At 74.1% G+C, this 4,613-nt stretch carries 5 protein-coding genes; 4 read left to right on the top strand and 1 reads right to left on the bottom strand.

Going from position 1 to position 4,613, the window contains the following annotated elements; translation table 11 throughout:
• Nucleotides 1-806, bottom strand: an 806-nt coding sequence (locus K6I34_RS32155) for a PfkB family carbohydrate kinase (protein ID WP_229331528.1), incomplete at its 3' end; no start/stop codon positions are given.
• Nucleotides 807-989: 183 nt separating this feature from the next.
• On the opposite strand from K6I34_RS32155, the gene K6I34_RS32150 reads away from it, so the two are divergent.
• The 4 genes from K6I34_RS32150 to K6I34_RS32135 form a co-directional block, all read left to right on the top strand.
• Complete coding sequence (locus K6I34_RS32150; protein ID WP_229331526.1) at nt 990-1,907, top strand: sugar phosphate isomerase/epimerase; 918 nt, start codon at nt 990-992, stop codon at nt 1,905-1,907.
• 53 nt (nt 1,908-1,960) lie between these two features.
• Nucleotides 1,961-2,980 (top strand): Gfo/Idh/MocA family protein, encoded by a 1,020-nt coding sequence (locus K6I34_RS32145; RefSeq protein WP_229331524.1) that lies wholly within the window; start codon nt 1,961-1,963, stop codon nt 2,978-2,980.
• A gap of 184 nt (nt 2,981-3,164) precedes the next feature.
• Nucleotides 3,165-4,172 (top strand): Gfo/Idh/MocA family oxidoreductase, encoded by a 1,008-nt coding sequence (locus K6I34_RS32140; RefSeq protein WP_229331522.1) that lies wholly within the window; start codon nt 3,165-3,167, stop codon nt 4,170-4,172.
• Between the two features lie 243 nt (nt 4,173-4,415).
• On the top strand, nt 4,416-4,613 hold a 198-nt coding region (locus K6I34_RS32135), incomplete at its 3' end, for an AlpA family transcriptional regulator (RefSeq protein ID WP_229331521.1).

The raw sequence follows: 4,613 nt of genomic DNA, 5'->3' as shown, positions 1-4,613 counted from the left end.
ACCCCCACCGCCGGGACCTCCGCCGTGGTGCCGTCGCGGTGGACGGCGAGCACGCCCTTCGGGCCGCGTTTGACGACGGCGAGTTCGATGCCCGCGTCCAGCAGGGCCCAGGCCGCGGCCAGCGGTTCGCGTTCGCCCGTGGCGACCTCGCACTCGTCCGCGTTGCCGACGGCGACGGTCGCGTGGGCGAGGGCCGCCGCGTAGTACGGCCGGGCGGCGGCCATGGCCGCGGCGCCGGTGCGCCCGCCGTCGCCGGAGGCGCCGCCCTCGCCGCCCCAGAACAGCGGCCGCCAGTCGAGGTCGAACACCGTGGTGCCGCGCCGCGCACGGGCGGCGAGCGCGGCGAGCGTCGCCGAGCGGCTCGGCTCCTCGCACAGGCCCGTACCCGTCACCCACAGGACGCGCGCGGCGCGCACCGCGTCCAGGTCCAGCTCGGCGGTGTGGATCTCCAGGTCGGGCGCCTTGGGGCGGCGGTAGAACCAGAGCGGGAAGTCGTCCGGCGGGAAGAGCTCGCAGAAGGTCAGCGGCGTGGCGAGCGCGGGCACGGGGGTGACCCACCGGTCGTCCACGCCGAAGTCGCGCAGCGCCCGGTGGACGAAGTCGCCGAAGGGGTCGGCACCGGTGCGGCTGATCAGCGCGGCGCGGCGGCCGAGCCGGGCCGCGGCGACCGCGACGTTGGCCGCCGAGCCGCCGAGGAACCGCCCGAAGGTCTCGACCTCGGACAGCGGCACACCGGTCTGCAGGGGATAGAGATCCACCCCGACCCGGCCCATGGTGATCAGGTCGTACGGTCCCGACTCGCTCATGGCGTCAGGTCTAGCCGGGCCCGGACGACCATGTCAAGGAATTGTCCTTACATATAGACGTCACTCGGCCGTACTTGACGTGACGTCCGTATGTCCGGACGAAGCCTTGACACCCCTCCGCACGGCGGCGAAGCTACGAGCAAGCCGCCACCGTGCCCCGAGGCGACCCGAGGAGAGCCGCAGATGCCCCCCACCCCCGTGCCTTCGCCCGCTTCCCGCATCCGGGTGGGTTCCGCTCCGGACTCCTGGGGCGTGTGGTTCGCCGACGACCCCGCTCAAGTGCCCTGGCAGCGCTTCCTCGACGAGGTCGCCGCCGCGGGCTACGCCTGGATCGAGCTGGGGCCGTACGGCTACCTGCCCACCGACCCGGACCGGCTCCGGGCGGAGACCGGGCACCGGGGCCTCGCGGTCTCCGCGGGCACGGTCTTCACCGCCCTGCACCGCGGCCCGGCGGTGTGGGAGGAGACGTGGGAGCACGTGGCGCGCGTGGCGGCGCTGGCGCGCGCCGTGGGCGCGGGGCACCTGGTGGTGATCCCGTCCTTCTGGCGCGACGACCGCACGGCCGAGATCCTGGAGAGCCCGGAGCTGACCGCCGAACAGTGGCGCCACCTGGCCACCGGCACGGAACGGCTGGCCCGCGAGGTCCGCGACCGCTTCGGCCTGCGCGTCGTCGTCCACCCGCACGCCGACACCCACATCGACGGCGAGGCCAACGTCGCGCGCTTCCTGGACGCGACCGACCCCGAGCTGGTGAACCTGTGCCTGGACACCGGCCATTACGCGTACTGCGGCGGCGACAGCGTCCGGCTCATCGAGACCTACGGCGAGCGGATCGGCTACCTCCACCTCAAGCAGGTCGATCCGGCCGTCCTCGCGGACGTCGTCGCGAAAGGGATCGCGTTCGGGCCCGCCGTGCGCCAGGGTGTGATGTGCGAACCGCCGCGCGGTGTACCGGCACTGGAGCCCGTGCTCGCGGCCGCCGCGAAGCTCGACGCCGACCTGTTCGCGATCGTGGAACAGGACATGTACCCGTGCCCGCCCGACCGCCCGCTGCCCATCGCCCGGCGCACCCGCGCCTTCCTGCGGGGCTGCGGCCTGTAGCCCGGCCGCACGACCCGGTCGTACGAGCCGTATGAAAGGGGAACCCCCTCACCATGACGCAGCACAGCACACTCGGCGTGGCCGTGATCGGCACGGGTCGGATGGGCGCCGACCACGTACGGCGGCTCGACCGGGTGATCAGCGGCGCCCGGGTCGCGGCGGTCGTCGACGTCGACGGCGACCGCGCGAAAGCGGCGGCGGCGGACATCGGGGGCTGCGCGGCCTTCACCGACACGGCGGCCGCCCTCGCCGCGCCCGGCGTGGACGCCGTGCTCGTCGCCTCGCCCGCGCCCGCCCACGAGGAGGCGCTGCTGGAGGCGTTCGCGCGCGACCTGCCGGTGCTGTGCGAGAAGCCGCTGACGCCGGACCCCGCGTCCGCGCTGCGCGTGGTGGAGGCGGAGGCCCGCCTCGGGCACCGGCGCGTACAGGTGGGCTTCATGCGGCGGTACGACGCGGAGTACATGCGGCTGAAGTCCCTGCTGGACGGCGACGGGATCGGGCGGCCCCTGATGCTGCACTGCCGTCACCGCAACGCCTCCACCCCGCCCGGCTACACCGAGCCGATGATGATCCACGACTCGGTGGTGCACGAGATCGACGCGACCCGCTGGCTGCTCGGCCAGGAGATCACGGCCGTCACCGTCCACAAACCGGCCCGCTCCTCCGCCGCCCCGGAAGGCCTGAGCGACCCCCAGCTCGTCCTCCTGGAGACCGCCGGCGGCGCCCTCGCCGACGTCGAGATCTTCGTCAACTGCGGCTTCGGCTACCAGGTCCGGTGCGAGGCCGTCGGCGAACGCGGCAGCGCCCGTATCGGCGACGAACGCAGCCTCCTCGTCCACACGGACGGCCACTGGGGCGGCGAGATCCCCCAGGACTTCGTGACCCGGTTCCGCGAGGCGTACGACCGCGAGGTCCAGTCCTGGGTGACGGCGGCCCGCGACGACCGTGTCACGGGGCCGAGCGCGTGGGACGGCTACGCGGCGGCGGTGGCGTGCGCGGCGGGGGCCGCGTCCCAGTCGACGGGCAGCAGGGTCCCGGTGACGCTGGCGGAACGGCCGGCGTTGTACGCGTGACGCTGCGCGCGGCTTGGCCGGGTGCGCCCACCGGGGTGTGGGGCTGCGCCCCGTCAGGGGCGCGGGGAACTGCGCGGCCAGCCGAAGACAACCCGCAGCCGCGCGCCAAGCGCAAGAGGCAGCCCGGTAGGCGCGGGGTCCGGGGCGGAGCCCCGGTGCTGACAGGAAAGGAGTACGGTCACCCATGCTCGTCGGACTCATCGGCGCAGGCCGCATCGGCACGTTCCACGCCGAGACCCTCGCCGCAAGCGGTCATCACCTCCTCATCGCCGACGCCGACCCGGCCCGCGCCGCCGCGCTGGCGGCAGACACAAAAGCCGAAACCGCACCCCTCGACACCCTCTTCCGCCGCGCGAGCGCAATCGTCATCACCACCCCCACCGCCACCCACCCCGAACTGATCACCAGAGCCGCCCGTGCCGGTCTCCCCACCTTCTGCGAGAAGCCCATCGCGCTCACCCCGGCCGCCTCGCTGGAAGCCCTCCGCGCGGCGGAAGAAGTCGGGATCCTCCTGCAGCTCGGTTTTCAGCGCCGCTTCGACCCCGGGTACCGCGCGGCGCGCGACGCGCTGCGCGCGGGACGGCTGGGGCGGCTGCACACGATCCGGACCGTGACCTCGGACGCGGCCCCTCCCCCGCCCGAGTTCCTGCCCCTGTCCGGCGGGCTGATCCGTGACTGCCTGGTGCACGACTTCGACGCCGTGCGGTGGCTGACGGGACGTGAGGTGACAGAGGTGTACGCGCGCGGCTCGGCGGGCGGTGCGGACTTCTTCCGGGAAGCGGGTGACGTGGACACCGCCGCCGCCCTGCTCACCCTGGACGACGGCACGCTCGTCACCGCCACGGCCACCCGGTACAACGGCGCGGGCCACGACGTACGGACGGAGCTGGCCGGCGAACGCGACCAGTGGGTGGTCGGGCTCGGCGAGCGGACACCCGTGACCTCCGCCGAGCCCGGCGGCCCGGGTGCCCCGGCCCGGCCCTGGACCGGCTTCCTGGAGCGGTTCGCCGCCGCGTACCGCGCCGAGATCGCCCACTTCCTCCTGGCCGCCCGCGGCGAGGCGCCCAACCCGTGCTCCGGCCGGGACGCCCTGGCGGCCGCGCTCGTCGCCGAGGCGTGCGAGCTGTCGCGGCGCGAGGGGCGCCCCGTACGCATGGCCGAGATGGCCGGCCCGTACACGCGGCCGAGGTGACCGAGCGGATCGGGCCGTCCCGCGCCCCGGGCCCGTGACCGCTCATTTCGCCCTCCCGCGTCATATATCCGTCACGACCGTCACGCTTCGGCTGAGCTTCGGTCACAGCCGTTCGACAACCCCTCGCAGCCGGTCACTCTGTGTCGCTCACCGGGCACAGGGTGGGTGATCACGAAAGGCCGCGCCACGGCTCCCCCGACGGACCCCCCTCCGTCGTCGCGGCGCGGCGGAGAGGCGCGCGAGATGACCGATCGTCGGCTCTGGTCCTACAAAGAGATCGCGGCACACATCGGCGTACAGACCGATACCGTCCGGACCTACCGCAAGCACGGGCTGCTCCCCGCCCCCGACCTCACCGAGGGCGGCAAGCCGTACTGGTTCGCGGACACCATCCGCGCCTGGGTGGCGTCCCGCCCCGGCAACCGCGCCCGGCGCGAAACC

The organism is Streptomyces sp. UNOC14_S4 (assembly GCF_020740835.1).
In the GTDB taxonomy this organism is placed as follows: Bacteria; Actinomycetota; Actinomycetes; order Streptomycetales; family Streptomycetaceae; genus Streptomyces.
Note: the sequence above shows the minus strand (reverse complement) of the source record. Positions and strands in the feature narration are given on the sequence as shown.

Bases quoted from the DNA above. Each gene is read 5' to 3' on its own strand.
- K6I34_RS32145 (WP_229331524.1), top strand. From the start codon at position 1,961: ATGACGCAGCACAGCACACTCGGCGTGGCCGTGATCGGCACGGGTCGG.
- K6I34_RS32150 (WP_229331526.1), top strand. From the start codon at position 990: ATGCCCCCCACCCCCGTGCCTTCGCCCGCTTCCCGCATCCGGGTGGGT.
- K6I34_RS32140 (WP_229331522.1), top strand. From the start codon at position 3,165: ATGCTCGTCGGACTCATCGGCGCAGGCCGCATCGGCACGTTCCACGCC.